Here is a 23,108-nt window from a genome sequence, read left to right on the forward strand (position 1 = left end):
AGCCTTTTGCAGGCGGCAGATTCACAGTTCAGAGAACGGCAAAGATAACCTTTCGGGACGAAAATGACAGAATGGCAGGAAGGTGAAGTGGTGAAATTGTGAAATGGCGAGTTGATTTTCCGCTGGCGCATAGCTGCGCAAGTGGCGCGGCCAGAACGTCAAACGCACTATCTCACCATTTCACCTTCAGCACCTCCAGCAGGGCGCGGGCTTTGAGCAGGCATTCCTCGTATTCGCGCTCCGGTACCGAGTCGTAGGTGATGGCCGACCCGACTTGGAAGGAAAGGTAGCCAGTGTCCGAGCGGTACTGCAGGCTGCGAATAATCACGTTGAATTCAAACCCCCCATCGGGCCAGGCGTAGCCAATGCTGCCGCTGTAGAGGCCGCGCCGGGTGCGCTCATACTGCTCAATCAGCTGCATGGCCCGGATTTTCGGCGCCCCGGTCATAGACCCCATCGGGAAGGTCGCGCGCAGCACATCCACCATATCCACGTCAGGCCGCAACTCAGCCTCCACGGTCGATATCATCTGCCAGACGTGGCGGAAGGGGTAGAGGCCGAACAGCTCGGGCACCTGCACGGTGCCGGTGCGGGCTACGCGGGCCAGGTCGTTGCGGACCAGATCCACAATCATCAGGTTTTCGGCGCGCTCTTTTTCATCGGCCAGTAGCGTCTGGCGCAGTTGCTCGTCTTCCGTGGGCGTAGTGCCGCGCCGGATGGTGCCTTTAATGGGCTGAGAAATAATAACCGGATCATAATGCGCCAGGAACCGCTCGGGCGAAGCGCACAGCAGGTAATGGTCGTGGTAGCGGAAGAAGCCGGCAAACGGGGCGGGGGAGGTTGCATTCAGCTGCAGAAATACATCCACCGGGTCCAGATTGATGTTTTCGGCGTAGAACTCCTGGCACAGATTCAGCTCGTACACCTCGCCATTAAGAATGTCCTCCCGAATAGCTTCCACGGCCGCCAGGTAATCGGCCTTGGGCATGCGGGGCGTCAGGACGGGCACGGGCGGGGGCATTGGCGGCGGCACAGCCGTGGCCAGAATAGCCTCGAGCACCCCAGCCGTTTGGCCATGAATTTCCAGCGCATCAAGCCGCCAATAAAGCCAGGTTTGCGGGTAGAAAAAATGCAGTGCCGGCCAATCCAGCCCCGAGACGTTGGCACTGTGCAGCTGCTCTATCTCATTTTTTACTTCATACGTGAGGAAGCCCATGCGCGGGGTGGCATCCACGGGGCGCGGCGGCCACTGGCGCAGCTCGGCCAGGGTGCGGGGTGCGTTGGGCGCGTTATCGGCTACGCCCAGCAGCCGGGCGAAAGGACCGGCAGGATATTCCAGCCCATTTGGCTCGAAGTAGGCGCAGTGCGCGAAGCCGGCGGCCCAGCGCAGAACTCGGGCCAGGAAGTCGGGCGGAAGGGAAGCAAGCGGAACGGTAAGCACGGCGCAAAAGTACGAGGGCTGCAGGGGACGAAGAGCAAGTGGTGCAGGACCGGATGGGAGGCTGGAGTGGCCGCCAGTCGCGAGACTGGCTTCTGCCCGCCAGGGCATTAACACATCAGCAAATTCTCCACATGAGCACATTCATCAGTCCAGGTCCTGCAGGGCTACTTTGGCTTTGGTGTCGGTGCTGTTCTTGTACTCGTGCTTGGGGTAGGCCAGCACTTTTTGGAAGTAGGCGCGGGCCGTGCTCTTCTGCCCCTCGGCCTGGTACAGGTAGCCCAGCTGCAAGGCCGATTGAGGCGCGAAGTAGTACGGCGCATTGCCCGCCACGGCAATAGTGCGGCGATAAAGCAGCCGGGCCGAGTCGGGGCGGCCGAGGCCCTGCCAGGCGCGGGCCCGGCGGTAGGGGGCCTCTATCTGGTCGCGCAGGGGCGTCTGGTGGGTGGGGCGGAAGGTGTCCAGCGTGGCCAGGGCCTCGCTGTAGTAGCCGCCGTCAATCTGCAGGCGGGCGCGGGTAAGGGTGGCGTTCAGGGGCACGCGGCCATCGTAGAAGCGCTGGGCGTAGGTATCTTCCTCCACCACCGTGCGGCCGCCGCCCCGCGCAATCTGCTGGCGGTAGCGTTCCGCCGCAGCCTTATCACCGCGCAGCCAGGCCGTCAGGTACAGCTTGAAGGCGGCATCCTTACGGTAGTGCTGGCCCTGAAACTCGCGCAGGAACTGCAGGTTTTCGCGCTCCGAAGCCGCATACTGACCTTGGTAGAGCAGCAGGTCGGCGGCCATGTGGTGCAGGTAGGCTACGGGCAGGTAGCCCGCGCCGGTGGGCCGGGCGCCGTAGGCGGCCAGCGCTGCCTCGGTATGGTGCTGGCGCTTGTTGAGGCTGATGGCCAGGTAGCTGAACAGCAGGTTGTCGGGCTGCTGGATGGCCCACGAGCTGGCCAGCTGCACGGCCTGCTCGGTTTTCTTGTAGTAGGTTTCCTCCACCAGGGCCAGCATAATGCGGGCTTCGGGCTGAAAGTCGTTGGGCTGGCCGGCAGCAACGCGCAGGTTCAGCAGGCCGGCCTCCACGCTGCCCGGTAGCCCCAGCAGCTTCAGAAACCAGCGGTAGCCCTCGGGCAGGGAGCCAATGAAAAACTGCATCATGCCCAGCGTTTTGCGGGCCGGCAAGTAGCTGGGGTAGCGGCGCACTACCTGCTGCATGCCCGCGTAGGCCTGCCGCATGCTCCATGCCCCCTGAATTTCGTGCTGAAACGCAACCTGCGCGGCGGCCTGGTGCAGGCGGATTTCGGCGGCGGCGTAGGCTCGTAGCGCCGTTTGCTCGGGCGACTTTTCCAGCTGGGCCAGCCGCTCGTCCTGGGCCTCAATAAGTGGCTCGTAGCGGCGGGCGTCCTGCGTAACCATCAGCTCCGTGAACTCAATGCAGTCGGCCACGAGCAGGGTGCCGGCGCTGCCGGCGGCGCGTTGCTGCTCGGAAAGCAGCAGGGCGCGGGCGGGCGCGGGGCGCAGCTTTAGCAGCTCACTGTAGGCGCGGCGGGCGGCGGGCGTCAGCTGGAAGTTGAAACCAGTTAACGGGTCAAGGGCTCCAGTGGCCGGAGCCTGGCGTTCGGCAGCCGCCTGGCCCGCCCCGGCCGCCGGCCAAGGCAGCCACAGTAATGCCAGCGGCCCCAGGAGCAGGGGCCACCTCAGTTGATGGAACGTATTCAGGAGCCAGGCCAAGCCAGTCATACAAGAAAAAAGGAACGACACGGGGCCGTTCCTTTTAAGGAGGTGATAGGGTAACAGATAATGTTTCCTAGCACCAGTTGCTATGCAATGCGGGCTTCTACATCGGCCAGCACACGGCCGCAGTGCTCACATACAATGATTTTCTTGTGGGCGATGATGTCGGCCTGACGCTGGGGCGGCACTGTGTTGAAGCAGCCACCGCAGGCGTCGCGCTTCACCGTTACCACGGCCAGGCCGTTGCGCACGTTGCCGCGGATGCGGGTATAAGCCGTTAGTAGCCGGTCCTCAACGGGCTTGGCGGCGCCTTCGCGCTCATCCATGAGCTTTTTCTCGTCGGCTTCACTTTCGCCCACGATGGTGTCCAGCTCTACCTTCTTGTTGTCGAGGTCCTTCTTGCGCTCTTCCAGGCGCTGCTTGGTGCCGGCAATGTCCTGGATTTTCTGCTCGATGTGGTACTGGGCCTCTTTGATTTTCTTGTCGGAAATCTGGATTTCCAGGCGCTGCAGCTCGATTTCCTTGGCAATGGCCTCGTACTCACGGTTGTTGCGCACGTTCTGCTGCTGGTCCTCATACTTCTTGATGAGGCCTTCAGCGTCTTTGGCGTTCTGCTTGCGCTGCTTGATCTGCTCGTTGAGGCCGGCAATTTCCTCATCAAACTTGCTCACGCGCACCTCGTAGCCCGCAATTTCGTCCTCCAAGTCACGCACCTCTTCGGGCAGGTCGCCCCGCACGCGCCGGATTTCATCAAGCTGCGAATCGATGCGCTGCAGGTTCAGGAGGGCTTCCAGCTTACTGGCAACCGGGGTTTCCGCGGAGGGGTTAGCAATCATAACGGACAGGGTTGGTGAGGGTCTCAGCAATTAAGACCGCAAAAGTACTCCCAAAGTTACCCATAAGCAAATCCCGGAAGATTTCCCCGGTAAACTGCTCGCTCTCGAAATGGCCCACGTCGCAGAGCATCAGCCGGCCTTCGGCCCCAAAGTATTCGTGATATTTCAGGTCGCCGGTCACGTAGGCATCGGCTCCGGCGGTGCGGGCTTTACCAATGAGGAAAGACCCTGCGCCGCCGCATAGCGCCACTTTCCGGATGGGCTGCTCAAAGTCGGTGTGCTTGACCACAGGCACCCCCAGAGCCGCCTTCAGGCGCTGGCGGAACTCGGGTGGGCTCAGTGGCTCCGGCAACTCGCCCACCATACCCGCGCCCACGTCCTGATGCACGTTTTCAAGCTTCACGATTTCGTAGGCTACCTCCTCATAGGGGTGAGTCTGGCGTAATGCCCGCAACACCGCGCTTTGCAGATGCAGCGGGAGCAGTACCTGCACCTGCTCCTCGGCCACGGTTTCCGGCTCCGTGGGCTGCCCGATAAATGGATTGGTGCCCGCGCCGGGCGTGAAGGTGCCGGTACCGGAGGTGCGGAAACTGCACGCCGAGTACTGGCCAATCTGCCCGGCCCCGGCCTGGTACAGAGCCTGGAGCACAGCGTCGGTGTGGGGAGGCGGCACGTAAGTGATGAGCTTGGCGAGCAAACCAGGCTTGGGGTCGAGGATGCGCAGACTTCGGAGGCCCAGCTTTTCGGCCAGTTTGCGGTTTACGCCCTGCAGCACATTGTCGAGGTTGGTGTGGGCGGCGTACAGGGCAATGTCGTGGCGGATGGCCAGCAGCAGGGTCTGCTCCACTTCGGTGGCCCCGGTGAGGCGCTTGAGCGGCTTGAAGATGAGCGGGTGGTGGGCTACCACCACGTTGCAGCCCCGGCGGCGGGCTTCTTCCACCACGGCCAGGGTGCAATCCAGGGCAATAAGCACGCCCCGGACCTCCATTGCGGGGTTGCCGCACTGCAGCCCGGCGTTGTCGTAGCTTTCCTGGTAGGCCAGCGGCGCCGCTTGTTCCAGCACACGCATGAGGGCTTGGACGGTAGGCATTGTTTTTAAATGTGGGTAATGTGAGAAGAGGGGTAAATGTGGTAAATAATTTCCGGGGAGGCTGGGCAGCTGGAGCGGTAAACAGCGGCTACAGGCTGCATTCCACCCATTTTACACAACAGCTCACCTGCGCACATCGTCCAGCACTTCCACGTAGCGGGCCACGTTTTCGATTAGCTGGCGGCGCTTGTACTGCATGAGGTAGCGCGGGTGATCCAGCACCTCGATGCGCCTGAATAGCTGCAGCTCCTCGTTGAGGCGGTGCAGGAGCAGGGCGTTGCGGCGACCCAGGCACACGGCGGCGTGGCGGGCCAGCCCTACCTCGTGCACCTGCCGCTGCAGCCCGTCGCGGATGGCGGGCAGCAGGGCGGTTTGCAAGGCGGGTGAGTCGTAGTAATTGTAGTTTAGCCCGTTTTTCAGCAGCACTAGCGGGTAGAGGGAGCCCAGGAAAAAGTCCTGGTAAAACGCCGTCGGGCCGCCTAGCGCCGCCACCACTTCATACACAAACTGGCTGGATGGCTCCCGCTGCCGGGGTAGCGCGTTGGCAATACCACACGCATCCTGCAGCGCTACCGGGTCGGTGAAGGCAATGCCGGTGCGGCCGTTGCCCAGGCGGCCGGGGTTGATGCCCAGCAGCGCCACGCGGGGCTGGTCGCCGGAGTAATACTGCTGCGCAAACCGGGAAAGCAACTCACGCGGGGTGTTTTCCTGGTACGGGCTGAAGGCCTGCACTCCGTCGGGCAGGGGCAGAGGCGGCGGAAATTCGGTCAGGAAGGGCAGGAGCCGGTCGGCAAAAGACATAGGGGAAAGGCCGGAAGCATCAGTTTTTCCTGCGCTTACGTTAGTCGGCTGCCGGGTTGGCAGCACATAACCCGTTAATTTTGCCCCGGCCCATCTGCCCATGTTTGCATGAACTCCTTCGTAACGCTCCTGCTGCTGCCTTTGAGCTGGCTCTATGCCAGTGTTATGGCGGTGCGCAACTGGCTGTACGATACGGGGCTGAAAGTCAGTAGCTCCTTTCCGGTTCCCCTCATTGTAGTGGGCAACCTGCGAGTGGGCGGCACCGGCAAAACCCCGCACGTTGCCTGGGTGGTGCGCGAGCTGCAGCAGTTAGGTGAGCAGCCGGCCATCCTGAGCCGGGGCTACGGCCGCCAGACCCGGGGCTACCGCCGCGTAACGCCGCAGGAAACCGCCACCACTGTGGGCGACGAGCCCCTGCAGCACTGGCAGGATTTTGCGGGTGCCGTGCCCGTAGCCGTGGCCGAAGACCGCCGCTTGGGTATCCGGCACCTGCTGGCCGAAACCACTGCCACGGCCGTGGTACTCGATGATGCCTACCAGCACCGCCGCGTGCAGCCTACGCTGTCTTTCCTGCTCACGGAGCATCAGCGGCCTTTCTACGAGGATTGGGTGCTGCCCGCCGGGCGCCTGCGCGAAAGCCGGGGCGGGGCCCGCCGCGCCGATGTCATCATCGTAACGAAGTGCCCCGCCGAGCTACCCGCCGCCGAGCAGGTGAAAATCCGGCAACGTATCGGGCGCTACAGCCGGCCGGGCGCGCCGGTGCTGTTTTCCAGCTATACTTACGGGGCACCCGTGGCGGTAGGCGCCGCCGCGCTGGCCAGCCCGGCCGGCGTGCTGCTCACGGGCATTGCCCAGCCCGGGCCGCTACGCGAGTACCTCACGCACGCCGGCTATGCACTGGCCCACCACGCCGCCTTTGCCGACCACCACGCCTTCACGGCGGCCGAAATTCGGGCGGTAGTGGCTCAACTCCCGCCCGGAGGCAGCATCTTTACCACGCAAAAGGACGCCATGCGCCTGCGCGAGCCGGCCCTGCAAGCCGCGCTGGCGGGCGTACCGGTGTTTTTTATTCCCATTGAAGTCCGGCTGCTGGGGGATGGTGCCCGTCAGCTCCGGCAGTTTCTGATGTCTTCCTTTCAGCCCCACGCTGTTGTCTGATTTATTTGCTTTGTGTTTGCAGTGGCGAAAAAGTGGCCTCGCCGCCAGATTTCGCGCCGCGCTGCTGGCGGGTTTGCTGGCGTTGCTGCTGGCGGCTCCGGCCCGCGCCCAGATTATTGACGACTCGACCAAGGTGCTCTACGGGCCGCTGACCACGCGCATCGTGCGGGAGCGGGACGTGTTGCGCGACCAAACCGAGGGCACCACGCTCGATACCACCCTCAATACCTTCCACAACCAGCGCTACTGGTTGCCCGACTCGTCGTTTTACCAGGACCTGGGCAACCTGGGTACGGCCTCGCGCCGCCTGCTCTGGCAGATGCCCAATCAGCTGGGCGCCCGCCTGGGCCGCAACGCCTTCGACCGGTATGCGCCCAACCCGGCTACCATACCGTACTACGATACCCGCTCGCCATTCACCTACTTCCGCTACCAGCAGAGCTCCGTGGGCGAGCAGATATTTGAGCTGACTCACAGCCGCAGCTTCAAGAAGCTGGCCAACGTGGGCATCACCTACAACCGCGTGGCCAGCAACAAAGTCCTGGGCTCTATTCCCCGGAACCAGATGGTGCGCCACTCCACCATTACGCTGTTTGGCCGCTACCAGACCGAGGACGAGCGGTATCACCTGCTGGCCAACTACCTTATCACCCGGCACGAGGCGGTGGAGCAGGGCGGCATCCGGCCCCAGGCGGGCGATACGGCTCTGCGCCAGCTGTTCGACTACCGCTTGGAGGAAGTGTGGCTTTCCCAGGCTGTGAACCGCGACAACCGCGACGATGCCCACCTCACCCAAACCTACCGCTTGCTGAGTAGGGGCCTCACCGCCTACCATACCCTGGACTTCAACCGCCAGCAGAACCGCTACAACGACGACGCCATTCCCTACGATGCGGAGGGGCGCATCCGCTATTATTCGCCCGCCACGGCCCGGCGCCAGACCCGCTACGACTCGCTCAAGACCGAAGACCGCGCCAACTACCGCCAGCTCGACAACACCGTGGGCGTGCTCGGCCACACCGATGCCGTGGACTACCGCCTCTACGGCCGCTACCGAAATGCCCGCCTCGAAACCCGCTCTTTGCTGGCCAACGGAACTACGCCTACGACCTCGGAGCGTACCTTCAATCAAGTGTTTCTGGGCGGCACGGCCGCGTTCCGCTACCAGCAGTTTGCCATTGAAACCGCCGGCGAGTACAAGCTCGCGGATGAATATTGGCTGCGGGCCTCCGCCCGACTGGGGCCGCTGACGGCCGAAATAGCCAGCACCTCGTACTCACCCACCCTCACCCAGCAGCAGTTCGATGGCAACCACTTTCAGTGGAAGCATCTTGACAAGACGGAATTTAACAACACCAAAGTAAACCAGCTGCTGGTGCGGGCCGAGCGCACGTTTGGACCGCAGCGCATTATGGTTGAAGGCGCCGTGGTGAATATTACCAGCTTGGTGTACTACAACGAGCAGGCTGTACCAGCGCAGCTGAAGGAAGACCGCCGCCTTTTCATTGGCCACCTGCGCCACCGCCTGGTGCTGGGCAAGCTCCGCGCCGACCACGACCTGACCCTGACCGGGGGAGGCAATGGGGACGGCCTGCGGATTCCGGCCATTGTGCTCAATAGTCGCGTGGCCTACCAGGGCTACCTGTTCAAGAAGGCACTGTTCGGGCAGATCGGGCTGGAAACCTACTTTCAGTCGCGCTGGCGGCCCTACGACTACAGCCCCAGCACCCAGCAGTTTTTCGTGCAGAACAGCTTCACGGCCCGTAGCTACCCGGTGATGGATGTGTTTGTAAGCGGTGACATCAAGGCCGTCACATTCTTCCTGAAGCTGGCTTACCTCAACCAGGGCTTGTACCGTAACGGCTACTTCACGACGCCCTACTACACTGGCAACCCGCGCAGCTTCCAGTTTGGCGTCCGCTGGAATTTCTTTGATTAACCACCTAGCTGATACGCTATTTAGCTAAGCGTATGGAAAGCTGCTCTTGAACTACTATGACGGATTATTCGGCGCCCCAGCCTTCAGAGGAAGAAGCTCAAAAACGCGAGAAAACCATCCTTAAGCTCAAGCTGAACACCGACCCGCGCTGGGTGGATATTGCCAGCAAAAACATTGAGGACATTCTCGTCGACCACGCCTACTGCGAGCAGAAGGCGGCCAGTACCGGTATTTCGCTGATTGTGAAATACCCCGAGAAAACGCGCCTCGTAGACGAGCTGACGGAGCTGGTAGCCGAGGAGTGGGCCCACTTCGAGCGGGTGCTGCAGGAGCTGCGCAAGCGCGGCCACCAGCTGGGCCGCCCCCGCCGCGACGAATACGTGGTGCAGCTGATGGCCCACGTGCGCAAAGGCGGCCTGCGCGAGCGGCAGCTCATGGACCAGCTACTGGTGTCGGCGCTGATTGAGGCCCGCAGCTGTGAGCGGTTCAAGCTGCTCTGGAAACACATTCCCGACCCTGAACTCAGCAAGTTCTACTACGAGCTGATGGTGTCGGAAGCCGGGCATTTCGTGGCGTACGTGGACCTGGCCAAGGAATACTGCGACGCCCGCGAAGTGGATGCCCGCCTGCAGGAGCTGCTCAAAATAGAGGGCGACATCGTGACCAATCTGCCCGTGCGCGACGACCGGATGCACTAGCGGTGAGATAGTGACGTGTCAGTGCGAGGCGACGCCGCAACAATCCATCCTGTACAGCACCAGACCGGTTATAAAACCAGAAAAGCCCCTGCCGTTTGTACTGACGGCAGAGGCTTTTCACATTTCAGGACTTTACACGTTGCTCAGGACGGATTATTTCGGCTCCGCCTCGCACCGACGCGTTCAAACCTGTCACCTGTTACCTGTTACCTGTTACCTGTTCACCATCCCCCTTTGAAGAAAGCAAGCCCGCCGGCACCGACAGAGCGCCCGTATGCGGGTCAATGACGCCGTTGCGCTCATCCTCGATGTTAGTGGCCTGGGTATAAACGTCGCCGGCAATATCGCGCCGACGCAGCTCCTGCTTGAACTGCCGGATGCGCTCCGTCCGCTCTTCCCCGGCCTGGGGCCCGCCGTAGTCGGCAAAGCCGAAGCCGCCCCACTCACTCACAATCAGGGGCTTCTGACGACGGTAGAAGAACGGGTCGCCCACCACCAGCGGGAAGGCGGCCGTGCCAACCATTTCGCCCTCCACCAGCCGGTCGAGCAACTCCTGCCAGCGCGGCAGGTCGGGGGTGTAGAGGTGGGCCGTGAGCAAATCGGACTTCAGGCGGCCCTCCTGCGAAATGTGCTGCCAGCCGTCGTTGTCCACCACCAGAAACTGCGGATGCTCGATCTGCATGTAGTGGTACATGTCGGTTATGTAGCGGCGAGTTTCGGGGTTGGTAGCAATGTCCTGGCAGCCCCAGTCCTCGTTATAAAGGCTCCAGATAACCACCGAGGGGTGCGACTGAATAAGGGCCAGCATGCGCAGCAGTTCGGCACGGTGGTTTTCGCGGCTGCGCGGGGTGGAGGAGTGGGGGCTCGGCACTTCTACCCACAGCAGTAGGCCCAACTCATCGGCCAGATTATAGATGCGCGGATCGACCCCGGCAATGTGCACCCGCACCAGGTTGCAGCCCAGCTCAAGCATGGCATGCATGTGCAGGCGCATTTCCTCGTAGGTGGCCGTGCCGGGCTGGTAGAGGATGCCGTCGAGATAAGTAGGCTCGTTGTTGAGGTACACGTGCCGCCCTCGGGATTCTACTTTGCGCATCCCGAAATGCGTTTCAATCTGGGCAGTATACCCTTCGGAATCGATGAGCTGAGCCACCAGCCGGTAGAGGTTGGGCATGCCCGGCCCCCAGAGTTTTGCCCCGGGTAGCTCCATCACCATCCGTTGCTGGCGCTGGCCCGCCTCTAGGCGCAGCTCAAACTCCGACACGGCCAGGGGCTGCGGGGCTGGCTCGTTGGTGGAGAATACCTGCAGGCGTACAGTATACACGCCGGGGTCGTGAATCCGGGTGGTCATATTGAAACGCACCAGCCGGTCTTCAATCACGCTTTCCACGCCCACGCGGGTGCGAAGGCGGTTGCGCTCCACCATCTCCAGCCATACCGAGCGCACGGCTCCGGTATGCGTTTGGTACCAGATGCCGCCGCGCTTGTACACGTGCGACTCCTGCTTGCCGCGGGGCGTTTCGGCGTCCATGGTATCGGCAATGCGCACGGTGATGCGGTTGTTGGGGCGCAGGTACTCGTCGCGCAGCTCAAACGAAAACGACGTGTACTCGCCGTAGTGAATGTCTTCGCCCTCAATCGTGCGCAGCAAGTGCCCGTTGAGCCACACCTGGGTTTCGTAGCCGCAGGCCCCGAAGGTGAGCTGAAACAGACTGTGGTCGTCGCCCCGCTCGGGTAAAGAAAATTCCCGTTCGTACCAGGCTACTACCTTATCCTGCCACCGGGAGGAAGGCTGGCCGGGCTCCCGGGTTTGCTCCATGTGCTCCTCCACCGAGCCGGGCCAGTTGGCTACGTGCTCGTACTGGTGGCTGACGTACCAGGCATCGCGCAGGCCTACGTCACCGGGGTCCAGAGCAAAGCGCCACTCCCCGTCGAGCAGCAGATAGTTGTTGGAGCGCAGCACGGCCCGCGGGAGGGGGTTCGTCGTGCGCAGGTCGCCATTGGTAGCCGAAAAGCCGAAGTTAGGTTGCGTGGAATTCATGAAAGCGCCGGTAGGTTAGGGCTTACAAACGGGGATTCGGGCGTTACGGATGCCATCCGCTGCAATTCCGCAACGTTGAGCTGAATAGCCCGTGCCATCAACAAATCAAAGTAGTTATGAAAACTTTTGCTCTTATCAGAGCAATTGCAGGGGATTTACTTAGCCCTAATAACTATATTAATAGTCGTTTGGCTTTATCTTGATAGTATCATTGAATATATTACCAATTCCCCGATAGCCACCCTCAATATACTCTTCGCGGGAAGTTACTGTAGAACCGCTTTCGAGTTTCGCAATGACATAATAAGCGTTTTCACCAGGGCTTTTAAAAATGACGTTTGTTTGCTCGCCCTGCGCAAGCCCTTTCACCTCTATACTGCCTCGTTCATGCTTTAATGTAAGGAGCTTTATAGGTCTCTTTGATTGATTCTTTACTATTACACAGACGTAGCCTTCAGGGAGAGACTCACTACTAAGCCTGTTTGAGAGAAAAATACTGGCTACTAGGCCGAAGCTGATGCAGGCAAATACACCGAGGATAACTTTTTTCATAAGGATGCCTAGCCCACTAGGACTCTAGAGTGTACATCTATCGGATTCTAACTGATTGCTGAAATAAACCTGGCTTAGGTCTTCTGCTTTTTCTTTTTAGCAGCCGGGAAGAGCACGTTATTCAGGATGAGGCGGTAGCCGGGGGAGTTGGGGTGCAGGGCCAGGTCGGTGGGCTCTTCCTCTACCAGGTGCTGGTAGTCTTCGGGGTCGTGGCCGCCGTAGAACGTCCAGGTGCCTTTGCCCAGCGTGCCGTGCATGTAGCGCACCTCGCCCGAGGCCTTATTGTCGCCCATCACCACCACGTCGGGCTTGATGAGCTGCTTGCGGAAGGCCGTAGTCTGGCCCATAAAGCCCTTGATGGTTTTCTCGTGGTCCTGAGTGAGCATGGTGGGCACCGGGTCGTACTTGGCTGAGAACGTGAACAGCTGGAAGTAGTCATTGTCCTCGTACACCCCGCGCTCCTGGGGCTGCATGTCGATGTTGGAGTACTCGTACTGGTACGGGTCGCGCACGAGCTGAAAGTCCTTGAAAGCCAGGGTACGGTTGAAGTTGAGCTTGCTCTGAGCGGCCGGGTCAGCCGGGTCGCCGTCGTACATGCTTTCCACCATATCCACGCCCAGGCCAGCCAAGGCAATGTCGTAGGTGTCGGTGGCCCCGCACATGGCAAACATGAAGCCGCCACCGGCCACAAACTCCTGCATGCGCGTGACCACGGCGCCCTTCATCTGGCTGACTTTGGCGAAACCGTTGCGCTTGGCCGCCGCCTCCGAGTCGCGCTGCTGCTGCTGGTACCAGGGGCGGTTGCGGTAGGAGGCGAAGAACTTGCCGTACTCGCCCGTAAAGTCCTCGTGATGAATGTGCAGCCAGTCGTACTTGGGCAGGTCGCCGTGCAGCACTTCGTCGTCGTAAATCTGGGTGTAGGGAATTTCGGCGTAGGTAAGCACCATCGTCACGGCATCGTCCCAGGGCTGCTTGCCCTTGGGTGTGTACACCGCAATCTTGGGTACTTTCTCCAGCTTCATGATGTCCATGTTGGCATTGGGGTCCGCAATTTCCTGCAGCACGCTGCCGTACTGGGCTTCCGAAATCACCTGGTAGCTCACGCCCCGCACAGCCAGCTCATTTTCCAGCCCCTCCACGCCGTTGCAGGCAAAGGCCCCGCCGCGGTAGTTCAGCAGCCAGTCTACCTCCACCTGCTTGGTGAGCAGCCAGAAGGCAATGCCGTAGGCCTTAAGGTGCTCCTTCTGGGTCTGATCCATGGGAATGAGCACGCGGTTAGCCCGCGCCGCCAGCGGCAGCAGGGTCAGCAGCAAGCCCACAAACAGAAAAAACGACTTCCGCATCATGTACGATATCCGTAAAAAACCAACGTAAGCAAATGTACCAAAACCAGCGGGAGTCCGCCCGAAAGCGGTTACCTTGCGGCGCCCGTTCCGCGTAGGGTGGGGCACCAATTTCAGGGTCTGAGGCTATGCACTTGCTAGAAAACATTCGGGAGGCGTTCCGTTCCATTCACAGTAATCTGCTGCGCACGGTGCTCACGGGCCTTATTGTGAGCATCGGCATCATGGCGCTGGTAGGTATTCTCACGGCCATCGATGCCATGAAGAACTCCCTGAACCAGACCTTCGCCAGCCTGGGGGCCAACTCCTTTGAAATGACGGCCAAGGGTTACAGCAACCGCTTCCGGCAGGGCGGCCGCCGGGAGCGCACCTACCCGCCCATCAGCTACCTGCAGGCCCAGCAGTACAAGCAGCAGCTCGGCGACGATGCCAAGGTGGGCCTCTCGGCCTTTATTGCGGGCGCTACGGAAGTGAAAGCCAACGGGGAGAAAACCAACCCGAACATGAACGTGGTGGCCGGCGACGAAAATTACCTGCTGATTCAGAACTACGAGCTGGGCAGCGGCCGGAGCTTTTCGCAGACGGAGCTGGACAACGGCGCCAACGTGGCCATTGTGGGCAGTGAAATCAAGGATAAGCTCTTTCCCAGCCAGAACCCCGTCGACCAGTACGTGTATTTCCTGGGCCGCCGGTTTCAGGTGGTAGGCGTGTTTGAGAAAAGCGGCCCCACCATGGGCGGGGGCGGCGCCGACCGCACCATCCTGATTCCACTGGAAACCGGCAACCAGATGCCCCGCCAGCAGGCCCTCACCTACGACGTGAAAACGGCCGTGGAAAAGCCCGAGAACCTGACGTACGTAACGGGCCAGGCCACCGGCATCATGCGCGCCGTGCGCCACGACGAACTGGGCCAGGAGGACTCCTTTGACTTGGAGCGCTCCGATTCCCTGGCTGCCAAGCTGGACAGTCTCTCCGGGGGGATGAAAGTGGGTGGTTTCCTGGTAGGCTTTATCACCCTGCTCGGCGCCAGCATTGCCCTCATGAACATCATGATGGTGTCGGTGACGGAGCGCACCCGGGAAATTGGGGTGCGCAAGGCGCTGGGCGCTACGGCCCTACAAATTCGTCAGCAGTTCCTGATCGAGGCCATTGTGATTTGCATCATGGGCGGGCTGTTCGGCATTCTGCTGGGCGTGGCTATGGGCAACGGCGTGTCGTTATTTGTAGGCAGTGGCGGCTTCGTGGTGCCCTGGCTCTGGATGACGATGGGCCTGATTATCTGCGTGACGGTAGGGCTGGCCTCGGGCTATTACCCCGCCAGCAAAGCCGCTGCCCTCGACCCCATCGAGAGTTTGCGCTACGAGTAGGAGAGAAACCTGGCGCGCAGGAAACCGAACCGTGCGGAATGGAAAAAGCGTGTCCCTGGCCTTATCGATGACGGGTTGGGAACAGCTGATTTAATGCGTTTCCGGGCAGCAGCTAAGTGGCCAGGCAGAGCACCATCAGCACAAACGGTAAGCGCCGTGCTGCTTTTCTCAGACTGCCGACAACTGCAGGTTGGGACGTAGGTATGAGCCAGAGAGCGGCTGCCCCGGCGCCGTTAGCTGGCCGGTGGCTGCAGGAAGTCCAGGACGGCTGCCAGAACCTGCGCCGGCTGCTCCTCGAACATATAGTGCCCGCTGTCCAAGATACCGACGACCCGGACGTCTTCGGCCATATAAGGCAAACTCATTTGCAGGTAATTGTACGACACGTGGCTGCCAATACCCAGCACCGGCATGGTAAGGCGCGCGTAGGTGCTAGCGTCGGCTATATCCTGGTCCAGTGCCTGATACCAGGCGTTTGAGGCGCGGATGTTCTCGGGCTGGTTGTAGACGGCTGCGTACACTGCCCGGTCGAAGGCCGACATGCGGCCCTCGTCCAGCATCACGTAGCGAAAGAGGTGCTCCAGCAGATACTCAAACCGCCCGGCCAGCAACTGCTCGGGCAACTCCTTCACCTGATTGAAGGCCATCCACCAGAGGTAGGGCTGCTGGCCGTTCATCTTATCGGTAAAGGAGCCGGGGGCTGGTAGCAGCGGCATCTGCCGCAGACCTTCGCTGGGGTGCGCCCCATCGGCCAGGATAAGCTTATGGGTGGCCTGCGGATAATTAAACCCGAAGCTGCTAGCCACCATACCGCCGATGTCATGCCCCAGGAGCGAGGCCTTCGTCACGCCCAGGTGGCGCAGCAGTTCGTAGATGTCCCGGGCCATGGTCTTTTTGTCGTAGCCCGCGGCGGGCTTCTCAGAACTGCCCATGCCGCGAATATCAACGATGATAACCCGGTAATGCCGGGCCAGCCCGGCGGCAATGGGGTGGTAGGAGTACCAGGTTTGCGGCCAGCCCGGCAGGCACACCAGCACTGGGCCACTCCCGCCCTCTACGTAGTGGAGCCGCACGCCATTAACGGTGGCGTAGTGGTCAGTGAAGCCGGGCAGGCGTCGGAGCAGCGCCTCGTCGGAGTAGGAGGCCGGAAACAGGGAAGAAACGGGTTGCACAGGCTTAAGCGGTTAAAAAGGTGATGGGGTTGGTCCAGGTCAGCTCCGGGTAGCGGGCATTGTCGAGCGCCGGGTTCTGCACACTGAACATGCTCAGCAGGTATTGCATCTGCTGCCAGTCGGCGTAGAGTTGCTGCTCACCGGCCGGGTTGGCCGCCCGGGCGCGCCGGATAGCCGCGGCCAGATCGGCGCGGGAGCCCAGCCGCACCAGCGTGAAGCGGCCTTTGTCGGTGGCCTCGGCCAGGGCAACCAGCTCGCGCGGGCTGGGCTGAAAGCTGGCGATGCGCAGGAAGCGGGGCGTGGCCGGGTCCAGCGCAGCAGCGGCCGTAAAGGCGGCCGTGTCGCCCTTCGTGGTGAAGTCGATGCGCCAGTCGGCGTCTTCCCAATAGCCTACCTGCTGCTGCCGGAAGTTCAGCAGCGGAATGTTGTAGCTCAGCACTTCGGCGAAAGCGCCGTTGAGAATGGACGTTGCGGCGATGGGAGCCTGGTCGAGGCGGGCCCGGAACGTGCGCCGCAGGTCGAAGTTGCGGTTGGCGCCGGGAGCCTGAAGGGTGTAGTCGCTGGCAAAGTCGGAGGGAATAAAGCGCGGCACGCGCGCTGCCACGGCCGCGCTGAGCAGCTGCGACTGAGCCTGCACGATAACCTGCTCCAGCCCCGCCAGGGCCGATACCACGCAACTCGCGCCCTGGCACGCCTGGGCGAGGGCCGCATGGTCCGTGAATTCGACGCGCCATACGTCCGCGCCTTGCCGGCAGAGGCGGTCTGTCTTCGCCTGGTCGGTTTCGGGGCGTACCAGCGCCCGCACGGTTGCGCCGCGCCGGTGCAGGGTGCTGATGATGCGGCCGCCCAGGTCGCAGGTGGCGCCGGCCACTACAATAAGAGCATTCATGCAAGTAGGGGTTGAGGGGAAAGCGCCGCAGTTCGTCGGCCGCTTTAATTACCTCAAAGGTCCCCCAATGCTTCCCGGACCAGTGCCTGATTCCTGCCTTCTACTTACATATTCTTGCGCTATTGGCGCGCGGTCGGGCCCTGTTGAAACGCCCGGGGACTCTGACCCACGGCCCGCTTGAAGGCGGCAGCAAAATGGGCCGGCGAGGCAAAGCCCAGCGCATCACCGATGGCAGCCACCGGCAACTCGCCGGCTCGCAGCAAAGCGCGGGCGCGCCGGATTTTCCAGTCCAGCACGTACTGATAGGGGGCGCGGCCGGTGGTGTGCCTGAAGCGGCGGGCGAAGTGAAACACACTCAGGTTGGCCATGCCGGCCAATACCTCCAGCGTCACGGGCGCTTCCGCGTGGGCCTCCAGGTAAGCATCGATGCGGGCCAGCACCGCGGCCGGCAGCCGGCCCCCGGGCCCGCTCGTTGGGCGGTGCTCGAACGTGGCGTGGTGCTCAATGAGATGGTAGCAGAGCGTAGTTACCAGCGACTCGGCATAGAGCTGCCCGAGGCCATTTGCCCGGCCCGTGGCCGCCAGCAGCTGCTGAGCGAGCTGGGCGAGCAGCCCATCCTCGCAGCGAAACCGCTCCCGCAGGGCGAAGGCGCGCACGTCCAGGTCGCGACGGGCCCGGTTTTCCAGGGCAAGGGCATCCAGATGCACCTGAATGATGTCTACCGGGCTGTCCCAGTTAAACGGGCCGTACTCCCCACCCGGGTACAGGCCCACGTCGCCGTGCCGGAACTGGTCTGCTTCCACGCGGCTTCCGGTGCGGCGGCTGGCAACTACCGGCTGCGGCCCCTGATGCACCAGGAGCAGGTGGTGCTCGTGGCAGTGAGCCGGCAGAGCCGCTGGGGCCAGCTGGTAGCGCTCAATCCGTACCCCGGGCCAGTCCAGCACGGCACTGCTCGTCAGGGCCGGGCCCTCGTAGAGCTCGGAGGTGTAGGTATAGGTGGCAGGTGCAGGCATAAGTGGCAAGTAACAGCTTCCGACCTGTAATAGTTGGCCGCAGTACCCCGGCACCCTCTGATACGAGTCGATACCTAACCCAGGCAGAAGGGTCAAAATCCGTCCAGATGCCCGCTGGTTGAGCGTAGGCTTTGTGCGGGAAGGGAGCATAAAGGCAACGCTAGTACAGATTCAAACCTCTCCGCGTCTTGTAAAATACTTCAGCGTAGGTGCTACTAATGGGGATGAGTTGGTCGCCAAGCTGAACCCGATTTTTCCGATGTGTTCGATTTTGTTTAGGAGCACCAGAGAGTACCAGGGCAATTCGACGAAATGCAAAATTTCGCGTCTCGCCGAATTGCCCGAAGCAACAGAAAGCGTAGGCGCTTTTTGGGCAGAAACTCCAAGCCCTACAACCCAGGAACAACACAACCAGCAGCTTATCCACTACTAACCTTGTTTATTTTATTATACATTTGCAGAATAAGATAATCTAAACCATTTGAGTAATATGGCCGAAAGTGTTGCTGAGCGTTTTGCGCTCCTTGTTAAGGATTTGGGTATATCAAAAAATGCCTTTGCAAAGTCTCTAGGTCGAACAGCCACGGTTATTCAGCACCTGATAGAAGGACGGAATAAGCCGGGTTTCGACCTGCTTGAGACATTATTCACTGTTTATCCAAATGTATCAAAAGATTGGATGCTGTTGGGTAAAGGCCCCAGGTACGTAGCCCAAGCCGGCCAGCTTTTTCCGCCGGTCAATGCGCCCAGCGTTGATGAGGAAGCAGAAGACGAAGAGGCACCAGCACCCGAGGAAGAGGAAGCTGCGCAGGACTTACCTGCGGCAGAAGCTCCACAAGCTGCAGCGGCCAATGCTAAACCACCCGTGCTTGCTGCTGCCCCTGCCTCTGAGTCCCTGCCCTCCATAGCCGCGGCAGTTGCTGAGCCAGCTCCGGCAGTTGCACCGGCGCCTGTCGCGGCTCCGGCTGCCGTGGCCCCGCAGGCTCCTGCCGAAGGCTGGCAAGCCGCTTTATACACGCAGCAGATGGCCCACCAGCTGGCCCTGGCTGAACTGCGCAACCAGCACCTGCAGGAGCAGCAGCGCCTGATGCAACAAATGATGGACCTGATGCAGCGGCAGATAAGCCGGTAGGAACCGCCGCCGTTATTGCGAGTGCGAGAACGAAGAATATTCCTCGCATCAGGCGGTGCCAACCCATCCTGAATAAAACCAGCAAGCCCCTCGTCCGTGCTAGCGTCAGGGGCTTGCTGGTTTTATTCAGGACGGACTGCTTTGTGCTGTTTGCAATGACAGGTTTACCCTAATGCTGAAAAACTTCGATGCCCAGCTCTTCGGCTTCCATCAGGTTCTGCGGGGTCACGACGGTCAGGCGCAGGCGCTTCAATTCCCCTACCAGCAACGGGTCGTACCGGGCCGTGACGCGGATGTAGTTGGGGGTGAAGCCTTCCATCTGACCGTTGGTTACGTCATCTTCGAAGAGCACCTGCGCCTGCTGGCCCGTGTGCTGCTCGTAGAAAAAGCGCTTTTTCTTTTCCGAAAGGCTGCGCAGCTGGGTGGTTCGGTCGTGGCGGAGGCGGTCCTGCACGCGGCCGGGTAGGGTAGGCGCCAGCGTGTTTTCGCGCTCCGAGTACGGAAACACGTGCAGGTAGCTCACGTCCAGCTCGCTGAGAAACTGGTAGGTTTCCAGGAAGTCCGCCTCGGTTTCGCCGGGGAAGCCCACGATTACGTCGACGCCGATGCAGGCGTGCGGCATCACCTCCTTGATCAGGGCAACCCGTTCCTGGTACAGCTCGCGGCGGTAGCGCCTGCGCATAAGGCCCAGAATCTTGTTGGAGCCTGACTGCAGCGGAATGTGAAAATGGGGCATAAACCGCTTCGAGCGGGCCACAAACCGGATAATCTCATCGGACAGCAGGTTGGGCTCGCAGGAGCTGATGCGAAACCGCTCAATGCCTTCCACCTCGTCCAGGGCCTGCACCAGGTCGTAGAAGTTCTCCCGCCGTTCCCGCTCCGGACCCTGCAGACCGAAGTCGCCGAGGTTTACGCCCGTCAGCACGATTTCCTTTACGCCGGTGGCAGCCAGGGCCTGCACGCGCTCCACCACGCTCTGCACCGAGCTGGAGCGGCTTTTTCCCCGGGCCAGGGGAATGGTGCAGAACGAGCAGGAATAGTCGCAGCCGTCCTGCACTTTCAGGAAGGTGCGTGTCCGGTCGCCGTAGGAGTGGGCCGCGTGAAACTCGGTGGCGGCAGCAATGGGCGAGGCGAAAACCTGGCCCGGCTGCCCGACCGCCGGCTTCTGAAAGCCCGCCAGTGTTTCCACCAGCTGAAACTTCTCGGCCGCGCCCAGCACGGCGTGCACACCCGGAATTTCGGCAATTTCCCGGGGCTTGAGCTGAGCGTAGCAGCCCACAATAGCCACAAACGCTTCGGGATTATGCTTCAGCGCCTCCTTCACCACCTTGCGGCACTTGCGGTCGGCGTGGTCGGTGACGGAGCAGGTGTTGATGACGTAGATATCAGCTGCGTCCTCGAAGCTGGTTTTCACGAAGCCGTGCTCCTCAAACTGCCGCCCAATGGCCGACGTTTCGGAGAAGTTGAGCTTGCAGCCCAGCGTATAAAAGGCAACTTTTCTGGTTTCCATAAGCAAGGCCGCAAAGATACGGCTACTTGCCGGTTGTTGCGGATACCTTGCTTAGGGAAGTTGGCGCCGTTCCGGCAGGGCTGCTACTTAGCCCGCGTTCCGGCGGGCCGTCAGCCGGTGCCGCACCAAGTCTATCAAATCCGCCAGATCTGGCTGCCGGAGTTCCTGAGGCGTCAGAAATACCTGCCACGGGCCAGAAGCGTCGCGCCGGAACACGGCTGGGAGCGGGTGCGTGGCCAGCTTGGGGTAAAGCCGATGAAGCTCGTCGCGGTGCAGAAAGGTGGCCGTGGCGGGCAATTCTTGTAGAAACTGCCGCCACTCCGGCTTCATGCTCGTAGCGCCGTAGGTGAGGGCACACAGGGAGCAGGCGTAGGTAGCCGGCGACAGGGTTTTGTGCAGGGTGTCGAGCAGGCCATTCAGCGGGCCGGCCTTGGCATTGTACACAAACAGGAGGTCCGGCTGGTCCATCAGGGGCTGGTTGATAGGGTGCTTACTTACGCAGAAAGTCCTCGAAAGAAACCTGCTGGTAGGCCTGGCCCTGCTGCACTTGCCGGGCGGGTACCCGCGGGCTGCGGGTAATCGGTTGCCGGGCGGCGTTGTCGAAGGTAACCGGCCCACGCGGCGTTATCAGCCCAAAGCCATCCGTGAAGCAGTAGAAGGCAAAGGCCGAAGCTGAATCGGCGGCCAGCACGTTGCGGCTGAACGCATACGCCGTGGCGGGCAGCTGCAGCTGCGCCAGCAGCGTGGCGGCTACATCCGTCTGGGAGCCAATGGTACGGACAACGCGGCCCCGGGCTTCGGGCCGGAGCGCGCCGCCGGTGAGCAGCAGCGGAATCCGGAATTTAGCTGGGGCGTAGTTGGGCGTGCCGCCCGGCTGCGGGTGGCCGTGGTCAGCTACCAGCACTACCAGCGTATTGCTCCACCACGGCTGCTGGCGGGCCGCCCGCAAGAACTGGCCCAGGGTGTGGTCGGTATAATACACGGAGTTGCGGAAGAGCGTCGCCTCGTCGCTGCCCGGGAAGCGGGTACGCATGGGCACATCAAACGGCTCGTGGCTGCTGAGCGTGAAGGCCGTGACGAAAAACGGCTGCCGCTGCCGGCCCAGGTCATCCAGCACCCGCCGAAACAGCACGTGGTCGTGGGCGCCCCATTTGGAGTTCTGCTCCCTGGCCCGGAAGTCGCTGCGCTCGGTAATCTGGTTGTAGCCGGCCGCTACGAGGTAGCTTTTCATGTTGGCAAAGGCTAGCTCGCCCCCCATAATAATAACGGGAGCTGTAGCCCGCTGGCGCCAGGGAGCGAGCCAGGTGAGGCAGCCGCTCGGTTTTTCGCGGGTACTTGATGATGCTGGTAGTGGGCTGATTGGGGTAGCCGCTCAGCAGGGCCACCAGCCCTTTCTGGCTCCGGTCGCCGGCCGCGTAGATGTTGGAGAACAGTACGCCCGTACGCGCCAGGCTGTCCAGCGTGGGCGTGGTGCCGGGCTGCCCGCCCAGGCTGCCTACCCATTTGCTGGTGAAGCTTTCCAGAATAATAAAGAGCACGTTGGGCCGCGCCGTACGCAGCAGCGAGGCCGGCGCCGGGCGAGCCGGCGCGGCGTAAAGCTCCTGCACCAGCCGGCGGGCGGTGCTGTCGGGCATGTACTGGTACTGATTCACGGTGCTGCTCTGCTGCAGCAGGGAGTTTACCACGTTCCAGGCCGTATTCACGGCGGCGTGGTTGGCAAACGGCACCGTGGAGAAATATACGTCGCTCTGGTTGACGGGAATCTGCTGCACCCCGCCCCGCAGCGGCACCACTACCAGGGCTATATATAGGAGGCTTACCAAAGCAGCCCTTCCGCGCCCGAAGCCGGACGGAGCCGCCGGAAGCCGGCCTATCAGCCCGGTATACAGGCCCCAGCTGCTGGCCAGCAGCAAGCCCCAGAGTGCCAGCAGCAGCCCCCACGGGGCCGAGCCGGCTGAGGCGGCCATTTCCGTGGGCGTGTTCAGGTATTGCAGCGGGGTAGCATCAAGCCGGAAGCCCCAGGCCTGATACAGCTCCAGGTCAGCCACGGTGAGCACGGATACGACCAGCACCGCAACCGCCGTAACAAAACGCAGCAGCCGCTCCAGCGGGAAGCGTGGTCCGGCCAGGCAGTCGGCCAGAAACAGCAGAAAAGCCGGCAAACACAGGTAGGCCGCCGCCGATGCATCCAGCCGCAGCCCGAAAACAACAATCTGCGCCACCTCGGCCAGGGGCAAGGGGGCAATCAGCTGGTGGTGGTAGCCCAGAAACAGCAGCTTGGCTGCCACAAAAAAGAGCAGCCAGAACAAAAAGTAGCGCGGCTGAAACGCAAAGCGGTTATTCACGCCCAAAAGTAACACCAGCAAGTGTGCGGTTGCGTGGGCGGCAGATAATTGGTGCTCTGTTCGCC

Annotated in this window: 20 protein-coding genes; 5 read left to right on the top strand and 15 right to left on the bottom strand. The window is 61.6% G+C overall.

Going from position 1 to position 23,108, the window contains the following annotated elements; all coding sequences use genetic code 11:
- Positions 1-172: 172 nt before the first annotated feature.
- The 5 genes from pabB to LRS06_RS19655 all read right to left on the bottom strand — a co-directional run bounded on the left by pabB (position 173) and on the right by LRS06_RS19655 (position 5,884).
- Positions 173-1,441 (bottom strand): aminodeoxychorismate synthase component I, encoded by a 1,269-nt coding sequence (gene pabB, locus LRS06_RS19635; RefSeq protein ID WP_257873067.1) that lies wholly within the window; start codon positions 1,439-1,441, stop codon positions 173-175.
- 144 nt (positions 1,442-1,585) lie between these two features.
- Positions 1,586-3,163: a tol-pal system YbgF family protein gene (locus LRS06_RS19640; protein WP_257873068.1), complete on the bottom strand. Its 1,578-nt coding sequence runs from the start codon at positions 3,161-3,163 to the stop codon at positions 1,586-1,588.
- An 80-nt stretch (positions 3,164-3,243) separates the two neighbouring features.
- Entirely contained in the window at positions 3,244-3,993 is a 750-nt protein-coding gene (locus tag LRS06_RS19645; RefSeq protein WP_257873069.1) for a zinc ribbon domain-containing protein, read from the bottom strand.
- Positions 3,983-5,083 (bottom strand): Nif3-like dinuclear metal center hexameric protein, encoded by a 1,101-nt coding sequence (locus LRS06_RS19650; protein ID WP_257873070.1) that lies wholly within the window; start codon positions 5,081-5,083, stop codon positions 3,983-3,985. Before LRS06_RS19650 ends, LRS06_RS19645 begins: the two co-directional genes overlap by 11 nt.
- A gap of 123 nt (positions 5,084-5,206) precedes the next feature.
- Complete coding sequence (locus LRS06_RS19655) at positions 5,207-5,884, bottom strand: uracil-DNA glycosylase family protein (protein ID WP_257873071.1); 678 nt, start codon at positions 5,882-5,884, stop codon at positions 5,207-5,209.
- 108 nt (positions 5,885-5,992) lie between these two features.
- On the opposite strand from LRS06_RS19655, the gene lpxK reads away from it, so the two are divergent.
- The 3 genes from lpxK to LRS06_RS19670 are packed head-to-tail and all read left to right on the top strand — an operon-like array spanning position 5,993 to position 9,679.
- Positions 5,993-7,042 carry a tetraacyldisaccharide 4'-kinase gene (lpxK, locus tag LRS06_RS19660; protein WP_257873072.1) on the top strand — a complete coding sequence of 350 codons (1,050 nt, stop codon included), beginning with the start codon at positions 5,993-5,995 and terminating at the stop codon, positions 7,040-7,042.
- Complete coding sequence (locus LRS06_RS19665) at positions 7,035-8,981, top strand: putative porin (protein ID WP_257873073.1); 1,947 nt, start codon at positions 7,035-7,037, stop codon at positions 8,979-8,981. The genes lpxK and LRS06_RS19665 overlap by 8 nt, the downstream gene beginning before the upstream one ends.
- A 56-nt stretch (positions 8,982-9,037) precedes the next feature.
- Positions 9,038-9,679: a tRNA-(ms[2]io[6]A)-hydroxylase gene (locus tag LRS06_RS19670; RefSeq protein WP_257873074.1), complete on the top strand. Its 642-nt coding sequence runs from the start codon at positions 9,038-9,040 to the stop codon at positions 9,677-9,679.
- A 199-nt stretch (positions 9,680-9,878) separates the two neighbouring features.
- Here LRS06_RS19670 and LRS06_RS19675 read toward each other — a convergent pair whose 3' ends face one another.
- The 3 genes from LRS06_RS19675 to LRS06_RS19685 form a co-directional block, all read right to left on the bottom strand.
- A complete protein-coding gene (locus LRS06_RS19675; protein ID WP_257873075.1) occupies positions 9,879-11,720 on the bottom strand; it encodes a glycoside hydrolase family 2 protein in 1,842 nt (613 codons plus the stop codon).
- Positions 11,721-11,897: 177 nt separating this feature from the next.
- Complete coding sequence (locus LRS06_RS19680; RefSeq protein WP_257873076.1) at positions 11,898-12,272, bottom strand: hypothetical protein; 375 nt, start codon at positions 12,270-12,272, stop codon at positions 11,898-11,900.
- Between the two features lie 74 nt (positions 12,273-12,346).
- A complete protein-coding gene (locus tag LRS06_RS19685) occupies positions 12,347-13,615 on the bottom strand; it encodes an asparagine synthetase B (protein WP_257873077.1) in 1,269 nt (422 codons plus the stop codon).
- A gap of 128 nt (positions 13,616-13,743) precedes the next feature.
- Between LRS06_RS19685 and LRS06_RS19690 the strand changes: the two genes are divergently transcribed.
- Complete coding sequence (locus LRS06_RS19690) at positions 13,744-14,982, top strand: ABC transporter permease (RefSeq protein WP_257873078.1); 1,239 nt, start codon at positions 13,744-13,746, stop codon at positions 14,980-14,982.
- Between the two features lie 233 nt (positions 14,983-15,215).
- Here the strand turns inward: LRS06_RS19690 and LRS06_RS19695 are convergent, their stop codons facing one another.
- The 3 genes from LRS06_RS19695 to LRS06_RS19705 all read right to left on the bottom strand — a co-directional run bounded on the left by LRS06_RS19695 (position 15,216) and on the right by LRS06_RS19705 (position 18,056).
- A complete protein-coding gene (locus LRS06_RS19695) occupies positions 15,216-16,154 on the bottom strand; it encodes an alpha/beta fold hydrolase (protein WP_257873079.1) in 939 nt (312 codons plus the stop codon).
- 4 nt (positions 16,155-16,158) lie between these two features.
- A complete protein-coding gene (locus LRS06_RS19700; protein WP_257873080.1) occupies positions 16,159-17,043 on the bottom strand; it encodes an NmrA family NAD(P)-binding protein in 885 nt (294 codons plus the stop codon).
- Between the two features lie 119 nt (positions 17,044-17,162).
- A complete protein-coding gene (locus tag LRS06_RS19705; protein WP_257873081.1) occupies positions 17,163-18,056 on the bottom strand; it encodes a helix-turn-helix transcriptional regulator in 894 nt (297 codons plus the stop codon).
- A gap of 481 nt (positions 18,057-18,537) precedes the next feature.
- Between LRS06_RS19705 and LRS06_RS19710 the strand changes: the two genes are divergently transcribed.
- Positions 18,538-19,188 (top strand): helix-turn-helix domain-containing protein, encoded by a 651-nt coding sequence (locus LRS06_RS19710; protein WP_257873082.1) that lies wholly within the window; start codon positions 18,538-18,540, stop codon positions 19,186-19,188.
- Between the two features lie 169 nt (positions 19,189-19,357).
- Here the strand turns inward: LRS06_RS19710 and mtaB are convergent, their stop codons facing one another.
- The 4 genes from mtaB to LRS06_RS19730 all read right to left on the bottom strand — a co-directional run bounded on the left by mtaB (position 19,358) and on the right by LRS06_RS19730 (position 23,043).
- Positions 19,358-20,698 (bottom strand): tRNA (N(6)-L-threonylcarbamoyladenosine(37)-C(2))-methylthiotransferase MtaB, encoded by a 1,341-nt coding sequence (gene mtaB / locus LRS06_RS19715; RefSeq protein ID WP_257873083.1) that lies wholly within the window; start codon positions 20,696-20,698, stop codon positions 19,358-19,360.
- An 87-nt stretch (positions 20,699-20,785) separates the two neighbouring features.
- Positions 20,786-21,166, bottom strand: a complete 381-nt coding sequence (locus tag LRS06_RS19720; protein ID WP_257873084.1) for a hypothetical protein — start codon at positions 21,164-21,166, stop codon at positions 20,786-20,788.
- A 22-nt stretch (positions 21,167-21,188) separates the two neighbouring features.
- Entirely contained in the window at positions 21,189-21,893 is a 705-nt protein-coding gene (locus LRS06_RS19725; RefSeq protein ID WP_374679449.1) for an LTA synthase family protein, read from the bottom strand.
- Positions 21,805-23,043, bottom strand: coding sequence for an LTA synthase family protein (locus LRS06_RS19730; RefSeq protein WP_257873085.1), 1,239 nt, complete (start codon positions 23,041-23,043; stop codon positions 21,805-21,807). Before LRS06_RS19730 ends, LRS06_RS19725 begins: the two co-directional genes overlap by 89 nt.
- Between the last annotated feature and the right edge of the window lie 65 nt (positions 23,044-23,108).

The organism is Hymenobacter sp. J193, assembly GCF_024700075.1.
In the GTDB taxonomy this organism is placed as follows: Bacteria; Bacteroidota; Bacteroidia; order Cytophagales; family Hymenobacteraceae; genus Hymenobacter.